This is a genomic window from Variovorax trehalosi (assembly GCF_051216415.1).
In the GTDB taxonomy this organism is placed as follows: Bacteria; Pseudomonadota; Gammaproteobacteria; order Burkholderiales; family Burkholderiaceae_C; genus Variovorax.
In genome coordinates, this window is the sequence record NZ_JBPJZG010000010.1 from 149,940 (window position 1) to 164,500 (window position 14,561).

Below are 14,561 nucleotides of genomic sequence, written 5' to 3' on the forward strand. Positions count from 1 at the left end.
TGCTCAGAACAACGCGGCTTGCGTGGGTTGCGCGGTGGGGGCCGCCGAAGCCATGGCACCCGCCGCCGGCCGGTGCCCGTCGGCCACCACGAACGGCAGCACCTTGCGCGCCGGCACATGCAGCCGCCGCAGGTCGTCCGCGCGCACCCGGCGCACGCGCCGCGCCTGCAGCAGCCGCTCGACCGCTTTCACGCCCAGGCCCGGCACGCGCAGCAGCATCTCGCGCGGCGCGTGGTTCAGGTCGACCGGGAAACGCTCGGCATGCGCGAGCGCCCAGGCGAGCTTGGGATCGACATCGAGCCGCAGCAGGCCGTCGGAGGCGGCGACGATCTCCTGGTGTTCGAAACCGTAGAAGCGCATGAGCCAGTCGGCTTGGTAGAGCCGGTGCTCGCGCATCAGCGGAGGCGCAACTAAAGGCAGCGCGCGGGCCGCATCGGGGATGGGGCTGAAGGCCGAGTAGTAGACGCGCTTGAGCTTGTACGCGCCGTAAAGCGTGGCGCTGGAGGCAAGGATGTGCCGGTCGTCGGTGGCATCGGCGCCCACGATCATCTGCGTACTCTGGCCTGCCGGCGCGAAGGGCGGCGGCCTGGCGGCGGTGGGCGCCGCGCCGGGCAGTGCGCGGATCGGCACCACGCGGCGCGCTTCTTCGCGCGTGTCGTCGATGCGCAGCCGCAGCCGCGCCATCGAACGCCGGATCGCGCTTTCGTCCTTCTCGGGCGCGAGCGCCTGCAAGCCTTCGGTGGTGGGCATCTCGACATTGATGCTGAGCCGGTCGGCATAGCGGCCGGCGCGCGCGATGAGTTCGTCGCTGGCGTCGGGAATCGTCTTGAGGTGGATGTAGCCGCGGAAGTCGTGGTCTTCGCGCAGCTGGCGCGCCACCTCGACCACCTGCTCCATCGTGTGGTCAGGCGACTTGACGATCCCGCTCGACAGGAACAGGCCCTCGATGCAGTTGCGGCGGTAGAAGTCGAGCGTGAGCTGCACCACTTCTTCGACGCGGAATCGTGCGCGCGGCACGTTGCTCGAAGCACGATTGACGCAGTAGAGGCAGTCGTACTGGCAGTGGTTGGTGAGCAGCACCTTCAAGAGCGAGATGCAGCGGCCGTCGGGCGCATAGCTGTGGCAGATGCCGGCACCCTCGGTCGAACCGATGCCTCGCCCGCCGAGCGAGTCGCGCGGCTGCGAGCCGCTGGACGCGCACGAAGCGTCGTACTTGGCGGCGTCCGCAAGGATGGCGAGTTTGCGCTGGAGGTCCACGGGCGCCTTTGAATTGGAAATACTGTATGAATATACAGTCTCAAAGAGGCGGTTGTCGGAGAAAGCCGCGAGCTTGCCGCAGCGAATTGCCCAGCGGCCGATCCCTGGGTACGCTCGCCCGCAGATGACGTCCCCCTCTTCCTTGCGCGGCACCACAGACCCCCGCCTGATTTCCCCCAGCCTCGCCGATGGCGGCCTGGCTGCCACGTTCAACACGCCCGACGGCGTGCCGGCCTTTGCGGTGCGCTGGAACGGCGGCGTCCACGGCTACCTCAACCAATGCCCGCACGCCGGCGGTCCGCTTGACTTCGAGGGCCAGGTCCTCGAAAGCTCGGGCCGCTTTTTGATGTGCGCGCGGCACGGCGCGATCTTCGAGCCGGACACGGGCAAGTGTGTCGGCGGCCCCTGCCGCGGCGCGCGATTGACGCCGCTGACGGTCCGCGAGGATGCGGACGGCAGCGTCTGGCTTACCGATTGACGACGACCCACCCAGGAAAACGCATGAACACCCTTCGCCTCGGCACCCTTTCGATTTCGACCATCGCCTTCGCCGCCCTGCTGGCCGGCTGCGGCACCATGGGCCCCGCCCCCGGTGGCAAGGTGCCCACGGGCATGAAGGTCACTTCGACCGCCTTTGCCGACAACGGCGTGATCCCGGCCGAATACGCCAATGTGGGCGACTGCGGCGGCAAGAACACCTCCATGCCCGTGGCCTGGACGCAGTTGCCCGCCAAGACCCGGTCGGTCGCCGTGCTGATGTCGGACCCCGACGGCGCGCTGGGCCTGGGCGTCTCGCACTGGGTGGCCTACAACCTCCCCGCCGAGCGCGGCCAGCTCAAGGCCAACGAGACGGGCGGCTTCACCGTGGGCGTGAACGTGGCGGGCGCGGCCGCCTACCGGGGCATGTGCCCGCCGGCCGGCGACCATCCGCATCACTACGTGCTGACCGTGGTGGCGTCTGACCTCGCGCCGGGGGCGCTGCCGGCCGGGCTCACGCGCGATGCGCTGCTCGCGGCGCTCAAGGGGCACGCGCTGGGCGGGCAGAGCGTGGTCGGGCTCTACAGCCGCTAAAGTCGCGGCTCCTTTTCCAATCACAGTGCGCAGCGATGCGCAGTTCCGATGCGCCGCTCCCTCGCTCTCCTCACGCTTCTTCCGGCCGCCCTGGTCGTCATCACCGGCTGCGCCTCGTCCCGGCCGGTGCCCCGCGTCACCTGGCTCGGCGACGGCGTGTTCAAGTCGCCGACCGCTCAGGATGCCGAGGCCTACTGCCGCAATTTCGGTGCGCCGCTGCGCTACCTCGACCCGAAGGCCGCGGCACGCGCGCCCGAAAGCGAAGTGACCTACCGCTGCGACTGAGCGACGGCTTCCGCGCCGGGTGCCCGCACCCGCTCCAGGATGAAGTCGATGAAGGTGCGGATCGCCCGCGTGTGCTGCCGGTTCGGCATGTAGAGCATGAACATCTGCGTGCCGAAGATGGAGAGGCGCCAGTCGTCCAGCGTGGTCAGCACATCGCCCTTGCGCACGTCTTCCTGCACCACGTAATCGGGCACGAGGCCGATGCCCAGGCCCGCGAGAACGGCCTGGCGCAGGAACAGGAAGTTCTCTGAAATCAGCGTCGGCTCCAGGATCACCTCGCGCCGCGTTTCCCCCTGGTAAGCCGACACGCGCAGCTGCCGGCCGATGACCGCGGCGGTGACCACCGGTGCGCCCTGCAGTTCGTCGAGCTGCACGGGCAGCGGATGTTTTTCCGCATAGTCGCGTGAGGCGCACGCCACGTAGCGCACCGGCCCGAGGGCGCGCGCCACCAGGTTCTGCGGCGGCTCGGGAATCACGCGCACCGCGATGTCGACCTCGTCGCGCAGCAAATCCTCGATGCGGTTCTCGAACACCACGTCCAGCACGATGCCGGGGTACTGCCGCTTGAAGTCGATCAGCCAGTCGGCCATCACCAGCTGTCCGTAGCCGCTGGGCACGCTCAGCCGCACACGGCCCTGCAGGCCTTCGCCGAGCGTGGTGACCGATTCGCGCGCGGCCAGCAGCTCGGTCTGGATGGCCACGCCGTGCTGGTACAGCCTGAGGCCGATTTCGGTCGGCTCGGCGCGCCGGGTGGTGCGCCGCACGAGCTGCGCGCCCACCGAGCGCTCCAGCTGGTTCAGGTGGTAGCTGACGTTGGCACGGCTCATCTTGAGTCGCCGGGCGGCGGCGCTCAGGTTGCCGGCGTCAAGGATTTCCACCAGCAGGGTGAGCGATTGGAGGTCCATTGGGCGATTGTGTCAAAAATTCTTTGACAGTCTGTCAACCGTCTATGCAATTGTCAAAGCGCCGGTGCGGGCCAAGAATGCGGGGTTCACCCCCAGAGCCTCGGGTCCCTCGCCTTGCATCCGCATTCGAGGGCCCGCTAACGCAAGAGACAAGCACATGGCCACCACCACTCCGAGCCCCTCCACGTCTTCCGGTCCCGTGACCTTCGAGCCGTCCCACGTTCACGGCGACGTGTTCGTGGTGACCATCGACAACCCGCCCGTCAACGCCCTGGGCGTGGATGTGCGCCGCGGCCTCGTGGCCGCCATTGAGGCGGCCGAGGCCGACAGCGGCGCGAAGGCGGTGCTGATCGTCGGCGCGGGCCGCAACTTCATCGCGGGCGCGGACATCCGCGAATTCGGCAAGACGCCGCAGCCGCCGTCGCTGCCCGAGGCGTGCCTTGCCATCGAGAACTGCACGAAGCCGGTCGTTGCCGCCATCCATGGCGCAGCGCTGGGCGGCGGGCTCGAAGTGGCGCTCTCGGCGCACTACCGCATCGCCTCGCCCACCGCCAAGCTGGGGCTGCCCGAAGTGGCGCTCGGCCTTCTGCCCGGTTCGGGCGGCACGCAGCGCGCGCCGCGCCTCATCGGTGTGAAGCCGGCGCTGGAGCTGATGCTGAGCGGCCGCCACGCGGGCGCGAAGGAAGCGTTGTCGCTCGGCCTCGTCGACCGCCTTGCCACCGATGCCGACGCGCGCGCCGAAGGCCTGGCCTACGCCGACGAACTCATCGCCGCCAAGGCCCCGGTGCGTCGCACGCGCGAAGCCGGCGGCCTCGCCGATCAGGAAGCCAGCCGCGCCGCGCTCGAAGCCGCGCGCGCCGACACTGCCAAGAAAAGCCGTGGCCTCTTCTCGCCGATGAAGATCATCGAAGCCGTCGAAGGCGCGCTCACGCTGCCCTTCGACGAAGGCATGGCGCTGGAGCGCAAGCTGTTCATGCAATGCATCGACAGCCCGCAGCGCGCCGGCCTCATCCACGCCTTCTTCGCCGAGCGCGAAGTGCTGAAGGCGCCCGAGACCAAGTCCGCCAGCCCGCGCAAGCTCGAATCGGCCGGCATCGTCGGCGGCGGCACCATGGGCGCGGGCATCGCGGTGGCGATGCTCGATGCGGGCCTGCCCGTGACCATGATCGAGCGCGACGAGCCCAGCCTCGCGCGCGGCCGCCAGCATGTGGAGAAGGTGTACGACGGCCTCATCGCCAAGGGCCGCATGACGCCCGAGGCCAAGGCTGCGGTGATGGCGCGCTTCAGCGGCTCGACGTCGTATGACGCGCTGGCCGACGTCGACATCGTCGTCGAGGCGGTGTTCGAGGAAATGGGCGTGAAGAAGGCCGTGTTCGCCGAACTCGACCGCGTCTGCAAGCCCGGCGCAGTGCTCGCCACCAACACCTCGTACCTGGACATCGACGAGATCGCGGCCAGCATCAAGCGCCCGCAGGACGTGGTGGGCCTGCACTTCTTCTCGCCGGCCAACATCATGAAGCTGCTGGAGATCGTGGTGCCCGCCAAGGTGAGCGCCGATGTGGTCGCCACCGGCTTCGAGCTCGCGAAGAAACTGAAGAAGGTGCCGGTGCGTGCCGGCGTCTGCGATGGGTTCATCGGCAACCGCATCCTCGCGGTGTACCGCCAGGCGGCCGACCACATGATGGAAGACGGCGCCTCGCCCTACCAGATCGACGAAGCCGTGCGCGAGTTCGGCTACCCGATGGGTCCGTTCCAGGTGTCGGACCTCGCGGGCGGCGACATCGGCTGGGCCACGCGCAAGCGCAAGGCCGCCACGCGCGACCCGCAGGCGCGCTACGTGCAGATCGCCGACCGCATCTGCGAGCGCGGCTGGTTCGGCCAGAAGACGCAGCGCGGCTACTACCTGTACCCCGAAGGCGCGCGCACCGGCTCGCCCGACCCAGCCGTGCTGGCCATCATCGACGCCGAGCGCGAGCGTGCGGGCATCGTGCGGCGCAGCTTCACGAACGAGGAAATCATCCGCCGCTACATGGCCGCGATGGTCAACGAAGGCGCGAACGTCGTGCTCCAGCGAATTGCGCTGCGCCCGCTGGACGTGGACCTGACCTTCCTCTACGGCTACGGCTTCCCGCGCCACCGCGGCGGCCCGATGAAGTACGCAGACACGGTGGGCCTGCCGAAGGTGCTGGCCGACATCCGCGAGTTCGCCAAGGAAGACCCGATCTTCTGGAAGCCATCGCCGCTGCTGGTCGAGCTGGTCGAACGCGGTGCCGATTTCTCGAGCCTCAATCAATCCGAATAAACAGGAGCATCCCCATGCGTGAAGCCGTCATCGTTTCCACCGCCCGCACCCCGCTCACCAAGGCGCACCGCGGCGAATTCAACATCACCCCCGGCGCCACGCTGGCGTCCTTCGCGGTGAAGGCCGCGGTCGAGCGCTCGGGCCTGGACCCGGCACTGATCGAGGACGCGATCCTCGGCTGCGGCTACCCCGAGGGCACCACGGGCCGCAACATCGCACGCCAGGCCATCATCCGTTCGGCCCTGCCGATCAGCATTGCCGGCACCACGGTGAACCGCTTCTGCGCCTCGGGCCTGCAGGCGATCGCCATGGCCGCGGGCCGCATCGTGGTGGACGGCGCGCCGGCCATGATCGCGGGCGGCGTCGAAAGCATTTCGCAGATCCGTGGCCGCAGCCCCGGCGATGGCGGCGACCTCAGCCTGGACCCGTGGATCGTCGAGCACAAGCCCGACCTCTACATGGCGATGATCGACACGGCCGACATCGTCGCCAAGCGCTACAACATCAGCCGCGAGGCACAGGACCGCTTCTCCGCCGAAAGCCAGCGCAAGACTGAAGAAGCGCAACTGGCCGGCTGCTACAAGGACGAAATCGTCGCCTGCACCACCACGATGGCCGTGACCGACAAGGAGACCAAGGAAGTCACCTACCGCGAAATCACCGCCACCGAAGACAACTGCAACCGCCGCGGCACCACCTACGAAGCGCTGGCCAAGCTCAAGCCGGTGATGGGCGAAGACAAGTTCGTGACGGCCGGCAACGCCTCGCAGCTCTCGGACGGCGCCTCGGCCTGCGTGCTGATGGAAGCCAAGGATGCGGAGCGCGCCAACATCCAGCCGCTGGGCGCCTTCCGCGGCCTCGCGCTCGCCGGCTGCGAACCCGACGAAATGGGCATCGGCCCCGTGTTCGCCGTGCCCAAGCTGCTCGCGCGCCATGGCCTCAAGGTCGAGGACATCGGCCTCTGGGAACTCAACGAAGCCTTCGCTTCGCAATCGATCTATTGCCAGGACAAGCTGGGCATTCCGTCGGAACTGCTCAACGTGAACGGCGGCGCGATCTCCATCGGCCACCCGTTCGGCATGACCGGTGCGCGCCTCACGGGCCATGCGCTCATCGAAGGCAAGCGCCGCGGCGCGAAGTACGCGGTGGTCACGATGTGCATCGCCGGCGGCATGGGCGCAGCCGGCCTGTTCGAAATCTACTGAGGAGCCAGCGATGGACCTGAACTTCACCCCCGAAGAGGAAGCCTTCCGCGCGGAAGTGCGCGCCTTCCTGGCCGACAAGCTGCCCGCACGCCTCTCGGCGAAGGTCAGCGGCGGCCAGATCCTCAGCAAGGCCGACATGCAGGAATGGCACGCCATCCTCAATGCGCGCGGCTGGCTCGCCAATCACTGGCCCGAGCAGTACGGCGGCCCGGGCTGGACGGCGGTGGAGAAGTTCATCTTCGAACACGAATGCGCACTGGCTTTTGCGCCGCGCATCGTGCCCTTCGGCGTGAACATGCTGGGGCCGGTGCTCATCAAGTACGGCAACGAGGCGCAAAAGCAGCGCTGGCTGCCGCGCATCCTGGACGGCTCCGACTGGTGGTGCCAGGGCTACTCGGAACCCGGCGCGGGCTCCGACCTCGCGGCGGTGAAGACCTCGGCCGTGCGCGGCATCGACGCGCGTGGCGACCACTACATCGTGAACGGTCAGAAGACCTGGACCACGCTGGGCCAGCACGCCAACATGATCTTCTGCCTGGTGCGCACCAACCGCGAGGCGAAGAAGCAGGAAGGCATCAGCTTCCTCCTGATCGACATGACCTCGCCCGGCGTGGAAGTGCGCCCGATCATCACGCTCGACGGCGAGCATGAAGTCAACGAAGTGTTCTTCTCCGACGTGCGCGTGCCGGCCGAGAACCTCGTCGGCGAAGAGAACAAGGGCTGGACCTGCGCCAAGTACCTGCTGACCTACGAGCGCACCAACATCGCGGGCGTGGGCTTCTCGGTGGCTGCGCTCGAACAGCTCAAGGGCATTGCCGCCAAGCAGGTGAAGAACGGCAAGCCGCTTGCCGAAGACCCGTCGTTCGCCGCGCGCATGGCGCGCGTGGAGATCGATCTGGAGAACATGAAGACGACCAACCTGCGCGTGATCGCGGCCGTGGCCGGCGGCGGCGTACCCGGTGCGGAAAGCTCGATGCTGAAGATTCGCGGCACGGAAATCCGCCAGGAGATTTCTTCGCTCGCCCGTCGCGCGATGGGCGTCTACGGCCGACCCTTCGTTGCAGAGGCGCTGCAGGACGGTTTCGAAGGCGAGACCTTCGGCCCCGCGTATGCGAAGGCAGCCGCCGCGCGCTACTTCAACAACCGCAAGCTGTCGATCTTCGGTGGCTCCAATGAAATCCAGAAGAACATCATCTCCAAGATGATCCTTGGGCTGTAAAGGAGACATGCAATGAACTTCGAACACACCGAAGACCGGCGCATGCTCGCCGACAGCCTGAACCGCTTCATCGCCGAGCAGTACGCCTTCGATGCGCGCGACCGCATCGCGAAGTCGGCGCACGGTTTCAGCAAGGAAATCTTCCAGCAGTTCGCCGAACTCGGCGTGATCGGCGCGCTGTTCAGCGAAGCCGATGGCGGCTTCGGCGGCGGCGGCTTCGACATCGCCGTGGTCTTCGAGGCGCTGGGTCGTGGCCTTGTGGTCGAGCCGCTGTTGGGCGCTGTGATGGTCGGCGAAGCGCTCAGCGCCGCCGGCAGCGATGCGCAGAAGGAAAAACTCGGCGACATCATCAACGGCGTGACCGTTGCGGCCTTTGCGCACGACGAGGCCGACTCGCACTACGAACGCGCGCGCGTGGCGACTCGCGCCGAGCGCAGCGGCGACGGCTGGGTGCTGAATGGTGCCAAGGCCGTCGTGCCGCAAGGCGAGCAAGCCGACCTGTTCCTCGTCTCCGCCCGCACCTCGGGCAATGTGGACGACGAAGCCGGCATCTCGCTGTTCCTCGTGCCCGCGAAGACCGCGGGCCTCACGGTGCGCGGCTGCCCCGCCATCGACGGTGGCCGTGTTGCCGAACTCACGCTCGACGGCGTGAAGCTCGGTGCCGACGCATTGCTCGGCACCGAAGGCCAGGGCCACGCAACGCTGGAACGCGCCATCGGCCGCGGCGTGCTCGCGCTGTGCGCCGAAGCCGTCGGCGCCATGGAAGCCGCCAAGACCGCAACGCTGGAGTACCTGCGCACGCGCAAGCAGTTCGGCATCCTCATCGGCAGCTTCCAGGCGCTACAGCACCGCATGGCCGACCTGCTGCTCGAGATCGAACAGGCCCGCTCGGCGGTCATCAACGCCGCAGCCGCCATCGACGGCACCGACCGCGTGGCGCGCGAGCGCGCGCTGTCGGCCGCCAAGTTCAGCATCGGCCGCATCGGCGCGCTGGTGGCGGAAGAAAGCATCCAGATGCATGGCGGCATCGGCATGACGTGGGAGCTGCCGCTGCCGCACTACGCCAAGCGGCTCGTGATGATCGACCACCAGCTCGGCGACGAAGACCACCATCTGCAGCGCTACATCGCGCTCGGCAAGGAGCTCGCGGCATGACGGACAAAACCGTCCTCATCAGCCAGCAGGGCGCGGTCCGCATCCTGACCAACAGCAATCCCGGCGCGCGCAACGCGATCACGCCGACGCTGTATGCCGAGCTGTCGGCAGCGCTCACCGATGCGCAGAACGACCCCGAAGTGGGCGCCATCGTCTTCACCGGCGCGGGCGATTTCTTCTGCTCCGGCGGCGACCTCAACCTGCTGGCCAAGCGCCGCGAGCTGCCCGCCTCGGAACGCCGCGAAAAACTCGAAGGGCTGCACAACCTGATCCGCGCGATCCGCGATTGCGGCAAGCCCGTCATCGCGGCCGTCGAAGGCGGCGCGGCGGGTGCGGGCCTCTCGATGGCGCTCGCCTGCGACATGCTGGTGTCGGCGCGCGATGCGTTCTACACGGTCGCCTACGTCAAGGTCGGCCTCACGCCGGACGGCGGCGCGACCGCCTTCCTTGCGGAGTTCGTCTCGCGCCAGGTGCTCACCGAGATGTGCCTCACCGGCGACCGCATGACGGCCGAGCGCCTGCATGCGTTAGGTGCGGTCAATCGCCTCACCGACAAGGGCGCGGCGCTCGCCGAAGCGATTGCACTCGCAGCCAAGGTGGCCGATGGCCCGCAACGCGCGAGCGCGCGCATCAAGACGCTGTGCCGGCAGGCGCACCGCGCCACGCTCGAAGAACAACTCGATGCCGAGGCCGCCTACATGGTCGAGTCGCAGGCGGATGCCGAAGCGGCCGAGGGCATCGGCGCGTTCCTCGGCAAGCGCAAGGCGGATTTCGTCGCGCTGCGCCACAAGAAGCAGGACGCGTCCTGACACCGCCTGCGCTCACCCGTCTTCATGCCTCGCACCCCGTGCGGGGCTTTCTCGTTTCCAGGGAGTCGCCTCCATGCCACTGCTGAATTCCTCGCTGCCGCTCGCCGGCGTGCGCGTCCTCGATCTGTCCCGCATCCTCGCGGGCCCCTGGTGCGGCATGGTGCTGGCCGACATGGGCGCCGAGGTGATCAAGGTCGAGCACCCCGGCCGCGGCGACGACACGCGCGACTGGGGCCTGCGCGTGGGCAAGACCGAGACCGCCTACTTCAACAGCGTGAACCGCAACAAGCGCTCGGTCACGCTCGACCTGCAGACGCCCGAAGGGCAGCAGATCGCGCGCGACCTTGCGAAGCAATGCGATGTGGTGATCCAGAACTTCAAGTTCGGCGGCATCGACAAGCTGGGCTTGGGCTACGAGCAGTTGAGCAAGGAACAGCCCGGCCTCATCTACTGCTCGATCTCGGGCTACGACCGCACCGGCCCCGAGGCCGCACGGCCCGGCTACGACCTCGTGGTGCAGGGCGAAGCGGGCCTGATGGCGCTCAACGGCGAAGCGAACCAGCCGCCGCTGAAGTTCGGCGTGGCCGCCGTGGACCTCTTTACCGGCATGTACTCGGCGCAGGCCATCCTCGCCGCGCTCTACCAGCGCGAGAAGACCGGCAAGGGCCGGCATGTGGAGATGGCGCTCTTCGACTGCGGCCTGATGATCACCGCCTACTACGGCCTCGAAGCGCTGCTGATGGGCGAAGACCCGCCGCGCTACGGCAACTCGCATCCGTCGATCGTGCCCTACGGCGTGTTCGACGCGGCCGATGGTCCGCTGGTCATCACCGTGGGCAACAACGCGCAGTTCGCGCGCTTCTGCACCGACGTGATCGAGCGGCCCGACCTCGCGGCCGACGAGCGCTTCAAGACCAACATCCTGCGTTCGGCGAATCGCGCGGTGCTGCTGCCCGAGCTGCACGCCGAGCTGGCGAAGCGCCAGCGCGCCGACCTGCTCGCGAAGCTCACTGCATCGGGCATTCCGTGCGGCGAAGTGCTGGGTTTGCTCGAAGCGCTGCAGTCGAAGCGCGCGACCGATGCCGGCCTCGTGACCACGCAGCCGCACCCGGTGGCCGGCACGGTCAACGTGCTCGCGCCACCTTATCGTTTCGATGGCGAGCGCCTGCCGGTGCGCAGCGCACCGCCCACGCTGGGCGAAGGCACGCACGAGGTGCTGCAGTCCCTGCTCGGCCTGCCGGATGACAAGCTGGCCGCGCTCAAAAAAAGTGGCGTCGTCTGAAGACGCGCCTGTGCATTCCTGATCCCCTGAATTAGCAAGAAGTCCATGGCCTCCCTCGTTTCCCGTTCCCTTCGCAATCCTCTTCGCCGTGCACTTGTCGCCCTGGCTCTTCCCCTTATCGCCGGCAGCGCCTTCGCGCAAGCCTGGCCCGCCAAGCCGATCACGCTGATCGTTCCCTTCCCGCCCGGCGGCCCGACCGACGTGGCCTCGCGCATCGTGGCGCAGAAGATGTCGGTCGCGCTCAAGCAGAACATCGTCATCGACAACCGCAGCGGCGCCTCGGGCACCGTGGGTGCGGCTGCGGCCGCACGCGCCGCACCGGACGGCTACACCTTCGTGATGCTGGCCACGCCGACGCTGCTGGCCTCGCACCTCTACGGACCGACCGGCTACGACATCTTCAAGAACTTCACGCCCGTGGGCTCGGTGTACGACCTGCCGATCGTGCTGGTGGTCAACCCCAAGTCGTTGCCCGACGTGACCACCCTGCAGGGCCTGATCGCCAAGGCCAAGGCCGAGGACGGCAAGCTCAACTACACGACAGCCGGCGCCGGCAGCTTCGGCCACCTGACGACCGAGCAACTGAAGACCATCGGCAAGTTCGACATGCAGCACGTGCCCTACCGCGGCAGCGCGCCGGCCGTGACCGACCTGATCGGCGGCCAGGTGCCCGCGATGTTCTCGGACCTCGTGGGCGTGCTGCCGCACGTCAAGGCCGGCAAGCTGCGCGCCATCGCGGTCGGCTCGGGCCAGCGCGTGAGCCTGCTGCCCGATGTGAAGACGGTGGCCGAGCAAGGCTTCCCCGGTTTCGATGCGACCTCGTGGGGCGGCCTGCTGGCGCCGGCCGGCACGCCCAAGGATGTGATCGCCCGCATGAGCGCCGAGCTCAAGACTGCCCTGGCCGACAAGCAGGTGCAGGAGAAGCTCGAAAGCGTCGGCTCCTTCGCGGCCTACCGCACGCCCGAGCAGACCGGCGTTCGCATGCGCGAGGACTTCGAACGCTGGGGCAAGGTCATTCGCGACAACAAGATCACGAACCAGTAAAACCGCGATTCGCCATCGCTGGCCACACGACCTCAAGGAGACAACATGACAACAGGCAACGACAAGAACAACAACATGGGAACAGCCGGTGCGCCGTTCCGCCCCCTGTTCCCGGTGCGCGGCCTCGCCGACATCCGGCGGCTGGAAGAAACGCCGCTCGAAGAAGCGCTCACGGTGCGCAGCACCTACGAGCTGTTCCGCAATTCCGGTGCGGCCTTCGGCGACAAGACCGCGCTCACGTTCTTGCGCTCCGGCAATCCGGCCGATGAACCGATCCGCTGGTCGTATGCCGAGCTGCTCGCGGGCATCCACCAGACCGCGAACCTGCTGCACACGCTGGGCGTGGGGCCCGACGATGCGGTCGCGGTGATGCTGCCCGGCTGCCTCGAATACCACCTCGCGCTCTGGGGCGGCGAAGCGGCCGGCATCGTGCAGCCGCTGAACCCGCTGCTGACCGACGAGAAGCTGGTCGCGCTGATGACCGCGGCGCGCGCCAAGGTGTTGATCGCCTACGGGTCGGATGCCGAATCGGGCATGTGGTCGAAGGCGATGCGCCTGCGCGGCCAGGTGCCCACGCTCACGACCGTGCTGCGCGTGGCGCCGCACGACGAAGCGCCCGGTGCTGCGGGTGCGCTGCCCGAGGGCGTGGCCGCGTTCGACACGCTGCGCGCCGCGCAACCGAACGACCGCCTCGTGAGCGGCCGCGACATCGCCCCCACCGACATCGCCGCCTACTTCCACACCGGCGGCACCACCGGCGCCCCCAAGCTCGCGCGCCACAGCCACGGCGCACAGGTGTTCACCGCCTGGGCCAGCGTGCAGCTCGCGGGCATGAACGAGCAGGGCATCTCGATCAACGGCTATCCGTTGTTCCACGTGGCGGGCGTGCTGCCGGCTTCGCTCTCGTCGCTGTCGGCGGGCGTGGAGGTGATCATTCCGACGCCCTCGCTGCTGCGCAACAAGGAGGTGCTGGCCAACTACTGGAAGCTGGTCGCCAAGTACCGGCCGACCTCGCTCTCGGCTGTGCCCACGGTGCTCGCGGCGCTGGCGAACGTGCCGCTCGACGGTGCGGACATTTCATCGATCACCTACTGCCGCACCGGCGCCGCCGTGCTCGCGCCCGAGCTGGCTGCGCGCTTCGAGCGCCTGTTCGGCCTGCATGTGCACGAGAGCCTGGGCATGACGGAGATGGCCGGCATCTCGACCATCACGCCGCCGGGTGTGAACGGCCCCGCGGGCTGCGTCGGCTTCCGGTTGCCGTATTCGCAGATCCGCATCGTCGCGCTCGACGAGAGCGGCAACGCGAGCGACCGCGACGTGGCGCCCGGCGAGCAGGGCATGGTGCTCTTCAAGTCGCCCAATGTGTTCTCGGGCTTCGTCGACCCGGCGGACAACGCCAAGGCCTTCACCGCCGACGGCTGGCTCGCGACTGGCGACCTCGGCTGGATGGACAGCGAGGAGCGGCTCAACCTCACCGGCCGCTCGAAGGACCTGATCATCCGCAGCGGCCACAACATCGATCCGAAGACGATCGAAGACGCGCTCGGCGCGCACCCCGCGGTGCAGCTGTGCGCGGCGGTCGGTGCGCCCGATGCCTATGCGGGCGAACTGCCAGTGATCTTCGCGACGCTGGTGCCCGGCGCCTCGGCCACCGAAGACGAGCTGCTGGCCTTCACCGCCGCGCGCGTGGACGAAGCGCCCGCCAAGCCCAAGTGGGTGTCGGTGATCGGCGCGATGCCGATGACCAACGTCGGCAAGATCTACAAGCCCGAGCTGCGCGCCATGGCCGCGCGGCAAGTGGTGACTGCGACGGTCGGCGAGGTGTGCGCCGAACTCGGCGCGAGCGGTGCGGCAACGCCCGCCGTGACCACCGAGGGCGAAAGCCTCGTGCACGTGCAGATCGACGCCAATGCGGCGGGCGCACTCGCCGCAACGCTGCAGGAGCGGCTGCAGAAGGCGCTGGCCCCGCTGCCCTTCAAGACGCGCATCGCGCTGAAGTGAACTTCGAGAGTTTCTGAAACCAACGA

The 14,561-nt window shown here is 68.2% G+C and carries 13 protein-coding genes; 11 read left to right on the forward strand and 2 right to left on the reverse strand.

All coding sequences use genetic code 11. The features are described from left to right. Positions 1-3: 3 nt before the first annotated feature. Positions 4-1,257, reverse strand: a complete 1,254-nt coding sequence (locus ACSFA7_RS29990; RefSeq protein ID WP_435502711.1) for a putative DNA modification/repair radical SAM protein — start codon at positions 1,255-1,257, stop codon at positions 4-6. 124 nt (positions 1,258-1,381) lie between these two features. Here ACSFA7_RS29990 and ACSFA7_RS29995 point away from each other — a divergent pair, with 124 nt between their 5' ends. Genes ACSFA7_RS29995 through ACSFA7_RS30005 form a run of 3 tightly spaced genes read left to right on the forward strand, consistent with a single transcriptional unit; the run spans position 1,382 to position 2,613 of the window. Beyond that, positions 1,382-1,735: a Rieske (2Fe-2S) protein gene (locus tag ACSFA7_RS29995; RefSeq protein ID WP_435502712.1), complete on the forward strand. Its 354-nt coding sequence runs from the start codon at positions 1,382-1,384 to the stop codon at positions 1,733-1,735. A 23-nt stretch (positions 1,736-1,758) separates the two neighbouring features. Next, on the forward strand, positions 1,759-2,328 hold the full coding sequence (locus ACSFA7_RS30000; protein ID WP_435502713.1) for a YbhB/YbcL family Raf kinase inhibitor-like protein: 570 nt from the start codon (positions 1,759-1,761) through the stop codon (positions 2,326-2,328). Positions 2,329-2,376: 48 nt separating this feature from the next. Continuing rightward, complete coding sequence (locus ACSFA7_RS30005) at positions 2,377-2,613, forward strand: hypothetical protein (RefSeq protein ID WP_435502714.1); 237 nt, start codon at positions 2,377-2,379, stop codon at positions 2,611-2,613. Here the strand turns inward: ACSFA7_RS30005 and ACSFA7_RS30010 are convergent. Then, entirely contained in the window at positions 2,598-3,518 is a 921-nt protein-coding gene (locus ACSFA7_RS30010; RefSeq protein WP_435502715.1) for a LysR family transcriptional regulator, read from the reverse strand. The two genes, ACSFA7_RS30005 and ACSFA7_RS30010, sit on opposite strands and share 16 nt — an antisense overlap. Positions 3,519-3,675: 157 nt before the next feature. Between ACSFA7_RS30010 and ACSFA7_RS30015 the strand changes: the two genes are divergently transcribed. From ACSFA7_RS30015 to ACSFA7_RS30050, 8 genes are all read left to right on the forward strand, one after another. Then, positions 3,676-5,820, forward strand: coding sequence for a 3-hydroxyacyl-CoA dehydrogenase NAD-binding domain-containing protein (locus ACSFA7_RS30015; protein WP_435502716.1), 2,145 nt, complete (start codon positions 3,676-3,678; stop codon positions 5,818-5,820). 14 nt (positions 5,821-5,834) lie between these two features. Then, positions 5,835-7,025 carry an acetyl-CoA C-acyltransferase gene (locus ACSFA7_RS30020; RefSeq protein WP_435502717.1) on the forward strand — a complete coding sequence of 397 codons (1,191 nt, stop codon included), beginning with the start codon at positions 5,835-5,837 and terminating at the stop codon, positions 7,023-7,025. A 10-nt stretch (positions 7,026-7,035) separates the two neighbouring features. Further along, positions 7,036-8,244, forward strand: coding sequence for an acyl-CoA dehydrogenase family protein (locus ACSFA7_RS30025; RefSeq protein WP_435502718.1), 1,209 nt, complete (start codon positions 7,036-7,038; stop codon positions 8,242-8,244). 12 nt (positions 8,245-8,256) lie between these two features. Beyond that, complete coding sequence (locus tag ACSFA7_RS30030; protein ID WP_435502719.1) at positions 8,257-9,399, forward strand: acyl-CoA dehydrogenase family protein; 1,143 nt, start codon at positions 8,257-8,259, stop codon at positions 9,397-9,399. After that, entirely contained in the window at positions 9,396-10,208 is an 813-nt protein-coding gene (locus ACSFA7_RS30035) for an oxepin-CoA hydrolase, alternative type (RefSeq protein WP_435502720.1), read from the forward strand. The genes ACSFA7_RS30030 and ACSFA7_RS30035 overlap by 4 nt, the downstream gene beginning before the upstream one ends. A gap of 73 nt (positions 10,209-10,281) precedes the next feature. Then, the gene (locus ACSFA7_RS30040) at positions 10,282-11,490 is read left to right on the forward strand and encodes a CaiB/BaiF CoA transferase family protein (RefSeq protein ID WP_435502721.1); all 1,209 of its coding nucleotides are present in this window, start codon (positions 10,282-10,284) and stop codon (positions 11,488-11,490) included. A gap of 45 nt (positions 11,491-11,535) precedes the next feature. Continuing rightward, positions 11,536-12,534 (forward strand): Bug family tripartite tricarboxylate transporter substrate binding protein, encoded by a 999-nt coding sequence (locus ACSFA7_RS30045; RefSeq protein ID WP_435502722.1) that lies wholly within the window; start codon positions 11,536-11,538, stop codon positions 12,532-12,534. 45 nt (positions 12,535-12,579) lie between these two features. Next, positions 12,580-14,535: an acyl-CoA synthetase gene (locus ACSFA7_RS30050; RefSeq protein WP_435502723.1), complete on the forward strand. Its 1,956-nt coding sequence runs from the start codon at positions 12,580-12,582 to the stop codon at positions 14,533-14,535. Positions 14,536-14,561: the final 26 nt, after the last annotated feature.

Excerpts from the sequence above, each read along its gene's own strand:
- ACSFA7_RS30050 (WP_435502723.1), top strand. The coding sequence starts at position 12,580 with ATGACAACAGGCAACGACAAGAACAACAACATGGGAACAGCCGGTGCG.
- ACSFA7_RS30025 (WP_435502718.1), top strand. The coding sequence starts at position 7,036 with ATGGACCTGAACTTCACCCCCGAAGAGGAAGCCTTCCGCGCGGAAGTG.
- ACSFA7_RS30015 (WP_435502716.1), top strand. The coding sequence starts at position 3,676 with ATGGCCACCACCACTCCGAGCCCCTCCACGTCTTCCGGTCCCGTGACC.
- ACSFA7_RS30005 (WP_435502714.1), top strand. The coding sequence starts at position 2,377 with ATGCGCCGCTCCCTCGCTCTCCTCACGCTTCTTCCGGCCGCCCTGGTC.
- ACSFA7_RS30010 (WP_435502715.1), bottom strand. The coding sequence starts at position 3,518 with ATGGACCTCCAATCGCTCACCCTGCTGGTGGAAATCCTTGACGCCGGC.
- ACSFA7_RS30020 (WP_435502717.1), top strand. The coding sequence starts at position 5,835 with ATGCGTGAAGCCGTCATCGTTTCCACCGCCCGCACCCCGCTCACCAAG.
- ACSFA7_RS30040 (WP_435502721.1), top strand. The coding sequence starts at position 10,282 with ATGCCACTGCTGAATTCCTCGCTGCCGCTCGCCGGCGTGCGCGTCCTC.
- ACSFA7_RS30000 (WP_435502713.1), top strand. The coding sequence starts at position 1,759 with ATGAACACCCTTCGCCTCGGCACCCTTTCGATTTCGACCATCGCCTTC.
- ACSFA7_RS30045 (WP_435502722.1), top strand. The coding sequence starts at position 11,536 with ATGGCCTCCCTCGTTTCCCGTTCCCTTCGCAATCCTCTTCGCCGTGCA.
- ACSFA7_RS29995 (WP_435502712.1), top strand. The coding sequence starts at position 1,382 with ATGACGTCCCCCTCTTCCTTGCGCGGCACCACAGACCCCCGCCTGATT.
- ACSFA7_RS30035 (WP_435502720.1), top strand. The coding sequence starts at position 9,396 with ATGACGGACAAAACCGTCCTCATCAGCCAGCAGGGCGCGGTCCGCATC.
- ACSFA7_RS30030 (WP_435502719.1), top strand. The coding sequence starts at position 8,257 with ATGAACTTCGAACACACCGAAGACCGGCGCATGCTCGCCGACAGCCTG.